The sequence below is a fragment of the Shewanella sp. CAL98-MNA-CIBAN-0140 genome, assembly GCF_040309905.1.
Lineage (GTDB): Bacteria > Pseudomonadota > Gammaproteobacteria > Enterobacterales > Shewanellaceae > Shewanella > Shewanella psychromarinicola.
The window spans coordinates 1-4998 of record NZ_JBEOPI010000069.1; the positions used below are offsets into that span (position 1 = coordinate 1).

Consider the following 4998-nt stretch of genomic DNA (forward strand, 5'->3'; position numbering starts at 1 on the left):
ACACCCGTAGCTCAGCTGGTTAGAGCACTACCTTGACATGGTAGGGGTCGGTGGTTCGAGTCCACTCGGGTGTACCAATTCTCTTGTAAAAAGAGAATACGGCCAGCGAAAGCTGGTTTTTTTGTGTCTAAAATTAATAGTTAATATTCACAAGCTAATAAACCCATAGCACAGCTGGTTAGATCACTACCCTCTCTTAGTTAACTGCGGCGGTAGGGGTCGGTATTCATGTGGTAAAGCGAAGTCCACTCGGGTGTACCATTTCTCTTATAAAAGAGAATACGGCCAGCGCAAGCTGGTTTTTTTGTGTCTATAATTTAAAGCTGATAATGTACTTCACACTCTATAGCTCAGCTGGTGAGAGCACTACCCTCATTGAGTTAACGGCGGCATTAGGAGTCGGACTTCTTGAAGTAAAACTCTGTAGTGGATAGCGGTCCATTCGGGGGTATCAACTCTGTTATAAATGAGAATACGGCCAGTGAAAGCTGGTTTTTTTGTGTCTAAAATTAATAGTTAATATTCAAAAGCTAATAAACTCATAGCTCAGCTGATTAGAGCACTAGCCTCTCTTTATCACGGCGGCATTAGGGGTATCGTCGGACTTCTAGACGACGGACTCTTTGCCCTACTATTGCCACATGTTCTTATAGTAGCGGCAATCTTGAGCGGCGCTGATTTTGTTACTTTACATTATTTAGGTTACTCTATTTTTGTGTTTATTATTTACTTTAGATATAGCAGAAACTGGAATAACACATGGTCTCAAAGCTCCCTGATAAAAAGTCGCGCACTCAAGATATTCAGGCATTCATTAGCCAAGTCAAAAATACTCCGCGGGTCACTGGCGAAGACAAGGGTAGATTGATATTTGCCATGGATGCCACAGCAAGTCGTGAGCACTGCTGGGATATGGCGAGTCAACAACATGCGGCTATGTTTGCCGAAGCCGATAAGGTGAGTACTCTAAGTGTGCAGCTTTGTTATTATCGGGGTTTTGGAGAGTTTAAAGCACTTCCCTGGACACGCGGCGCCGATGAAATCAAACAAGCCTTACTTTCAGTTCGCTGCCTGGCCGGGAAAACCCAGATTGCCAAAGTGTTATCCCATGCATTGAGTGAAACTCGCGCAAACAAAGTAAACGCACTGGTATTTGTCGGTGATAGTGTTGAAGAAAACCCAGATTCACTTGGAGCCTTAGCAGGCCAGTTGGGAATACTCAATCTGCCTTTATTTGTTTTTCAAGAAGGAAATAATGCAAAGGTTGGCAGTATTTTCTCACAGCTAGCGACATTGAGTGGCGGTGCACATTGCCAGTTTGATCAAGGTAGTGCTAGACAGTTAGGTCAGTTGTTAGCCGCGGTTGCGGTATATGCTGCGGGCGGAAAATCTGCTTTGAAAAATAATTTGTTGAGTAAGGATGCGAGCGTGAGACGGTTATTACAGCAATTAAAGTAGTCGTGATTAGTGAGCGGTAAATAATCCAACCGTTGCAACGAAAAAATAAACACCGTAAATATCGAGTAGGCTCTCGGATTACATGAGCACGGCGACAAAGCAACACCGTAAATATCGTGTAGGCTCTCGGATTACATAAGCACGGCGACAAAGCAACACCGTAAAACAAATGGTGTAGGCTTTACGACTTAACTGATACCTCAAATAAGTGAATACTTTATGTTCAGACTTGCCGTTTTAGTAGCGGTTATTATCATCGGCTATATCACAGTACAATATATTCAAGCCCTGAAACCCCAACAAAGAAAGATATTCGCGGCGAAAGCGGCTGCGGTCGCATTGATTACAATACTGATCTTGCTAACGGTCACGGGAAAGCTTTATATTTTGGCCGCACTGGGAACAGGTTTACTGATATTTGCCAAACGCTTGTTTCCACTGCTACGTTATTTTCCATTTTTGAAAGGTCTTTATCAGAAGGCGAAAGCAACACAGAGCTCGGATACATCGAAGCGTTCTACGGTTGAAACCAGCTTGCTCAAAATGACCCTTGATCACCAAAGTGGCAATTTGGACGGTGAATTACTGGCGACTGATGGTAAGGGGAAATACCTGTCTGAATTGAGTCTGTCAGAATTGATTTCTCTGTATGGCCTAGCAGATAAACAATATCCAGATTCGATCGAAGTATTGGCTGCCTATCTTGATCGCCAGCATGGTTCTGACTGGCGCGAAGCTGCCAATGCCGGACACTATTCTGAAGAGAGTGAACAACACGCTCGCCCAAGCGATAGCCCTGAGATGACGGCAAGTGAAGCTTATGCCGTCCTGGGTCTTGATCAAACGGCAACGGAGCAAGACGTTATCGCTGCGTATCGTAAACTAATGCAAAAACTCCATCCTGATCGCGGTGGCAGCAACTATCTGGCCGCAAAAATAAATCAGGCGAAGGATTTGCTTGTGAGCCGCAAAGGCAAGTAAACCAAGGACGCTCATGTTTTCCTATTCCCTATTATCTATTGCCTATTTGGACCTTTTCTCAAGGCTGTCCCTGCTTCGAATAAAGGCCCTTGTAAGGCAACGCCGTTCGTGAAGCTGATTATTGTGCTTAATTTTTATCGTTATATTCGGGGGGCAACGAATTGCTTGTGCTCAATCTAAAGTCGCTTAACCTTATGAATATTTGATAGATCTATTTGCAATCCTTCCTCGTAAAACACATATAGGTTTTTAGCTGACTGCGGACAGGTCCTATTTGCCAAGTAGATACTCCCCAGTATCAAACTCGCGAAGTTTAATTGCAAATTTCGTCAAGCGCTGAAAGGTCAAAAATGACAAAAGGGTTTTATTCGGTGCCAGTAGCGCGAGCTTACATCTATCATTATTTAACACTAAAAAGGTAAAATAGCCTATTTAGGTTGGCAAGGATCAACGGTTTCGTTGGAGGGAGTTTTAATGCATTTTACTAAAGAGCGTATAGACGCACTTGAAAAACATACACGTACACATTTAATAAATTCCCTCTCGGGTTTTAAAAGCGCTAATTTAATTGGTACACAAGACTTACAAGGCAATACCAATTTATCTATTGTCAGCTCGGTTATACACTTAGGTGCAAACCCGCCACTGGTCGGTATGATCGTTCGCCCTCACAGTGTCCCTCGACATACCTTTGAAAACATTCTACAAACCGGTATGTATACTATTAATCAAGTCAATAAATTAATTTATAAGCAGGCTCATCAAACATCCGCCCGTTACGATAAAGACAAATCAGAGTTTGATGCAACAGGGTTAACACCCGAGTACTTAAATAATTTTACAGCCCCATTTGTAAAAGAAAGTCGCTTAAAATATTCGGTTAAATTTATTGAGCATCAACACTTAGCCATTAATGGCACAGAGCTGGTAATTGGTGAAATTATCGATGTGTATGTAGATGAGGCCGCGCTGCAAAGTGATGGCTTTTTAGACTTGCAAGCCATAGAAACTGTCGCCATTACAGGGCTTGATAGTTACCACACTAGCAATAAACTGGTGCGTTTACCTTACGCTAGAAAGTAGTATATAAACTAACGTGTAAAGCATTACTTGAACGTTAACTTACCAATAAATGACTTTGAATTTAAAAAAGATCTACTATTTGGCGCACACCAGGCAACCGACTTTATGCTTTATGAAGCGATAAGTTTGAACACTACCTTGAAAAACACCGCTACCTTGCCTTAAAATTAGCATAATCTAAGTAATGTTTTTATTTGAACTTATTTTGATAACCCTGTTTCAACCATTTAACGTAAACAAAACGCACAGAAAAGCTAGAGAGGAATTAACGCCATGAAGTTTGTTACAACAAAACTCGAGAGATCATAGAGTAAGGCCTGTTAACAGAGTAGACTTGATGTCTACTGTTTTTAACTCAGACAACGAGACTGGTCATGAAATTCCTTGTCGATGTTCACGCTCATACCATAGCTTCAACTCACGCCTATAGTACAGTGCATGATTACTTTTCCGTTGCAAAGGCGAAAGGTCTCAAATTATTCGCCATTACCGATCATGGTCCAGATATGGCTGATGCACCCCATTTTTGGCACTTTGTGAATATGAGAGTGTTACCTAGAATTGTTGACGGTATTGGCATGCTCCGTGGCATTGAAGCGAATATAAAGAATGAGCATGGCGAAATTGACTTTTTTGGTCATTATTTGCAGGAGCTTGATATCGTGCTGGCAGGTTTACATGAACCGGTTTTCCCCCCATCGACTAAAGACGCTCACACTAGAGCACTCATCAACAGTATTGAAAGTGGTCATGTCGATATTATTACTCATCCAGGCAATCCCGCTTATCCCATCGACATTAACAGCGTCGCCGCTGCAGCAGCCAAACATAACGTCGCGCTTGAGATAAATAATTCCTCTTTTTTAACCTCTAGAAAAGGCAGTTTACGCAACTGCACTGATATTGCTAATGCTGTAAAAAAAGCGGGAGGACTTCTCGTTATGGGATCTGATTCTCATGTCGCTTTTAGCTTAGGCGAGTTTGAAAAAGCGATAGCGGTCATTGAAGCGGTAGATTTCCCAATTGAGCGCTTACTTAATCGTAGCCCTGAAGCTTTGTTGTGCTTTCTGTCCGCTAGAGGTCATACAACACTTGATGAATACTCTGTTTTAATCGAATGATTTAAAAGTGTTTTCTATATGCTGTAACAACCTGCTATTTAGCACAATAGGGATCGTTATCGTCGGCGGTGTTGAAATGGGGATTGACCCTATCGTCACAATTGATTTATTCCAAAACCAAATAAGTTAACCTTGGCACCAATTGATTAAGCTCTACAAATTCATATGCTTTAGCATTTTGTAGGCCAGTGAATTACCCCGCGACTTCGCTTCGCTCTGATCACGGGGCTTCTGCAATCTAGCTTTTAACGACTAAACTGCTTCTTTTTTCTCAGTTTCCACACCAAACTTTGATAGCTCAAAGACTTTCGTTTTAATCGATGTTTTCTGCTGAAATTTGGGGGTTACCCTGGCG

The 4998-nt window shown here is 42.1% G+C and carries 4 protein-coding genes and 1 tRNA gene; all 5 read left to right on the plus strand.

The window, feature by feature from the left end; translation table 11 throughout:
• The 5 genes from AAEY93_RS20010 to AAEY93_RS20030 all read left to right on the plus strand — a co-directional run bounded on the left by AAEY93_RS20010 (position 1) and on the right by AAEY93_RS20030 (position 4643).
• Positions 1-77, plus strand: a tRNA-Val gene (locus tag AAEY93_RS20010).
• Positions 78-759: 682 nt separating this feature from the next.
• Positions 760-1458 carry a VWA domain-containing protein gene (locus AAEY93_RS20015; protein ID WP_124014154.1) on the plus strand — a complete coding sequence of 233 codons (699 nt, stop codon included), beginning with the start codon at positions 760-762 and terminating at the stop codon, positions 1456-1458.
• 219 nt (positions 1459-1677) lie between these two features.
• Complete coding sequence (locus AAEY93_RS20020) at positions 1678-2439, plus strand: DnaJ domain-containing protein (protein ID WP_351079377.1); 762 nt, start codon at positions 1678-1680, stop codon at positions 2437-2439.
• A gap of 474 nt (positions 2440-2913) precedes the next feature.
• Positions 2914-3522, plus strand: coding sequence for a flavin reductase family protein (locus AAEY93_RS20025; protein WP_351079380.1), 609 nt, complete (start codon positions 2914-2916; stop codon positions 3520-3522).
• Positions 3523-3896: 374 nt separating this feature from the next.
• Positions 3897-4643: a phosphatase gene (locus AAEY93_RS20030; RefSeq protein ID WP_124014151.1), complete on the plus strand. Its 747-nt coding sequence runs from the start codon at positions 3897-3899 to the stop codon at positions 4641-4643.
• Positions 4644-4998: the final 355 nt, after the last annotated feature.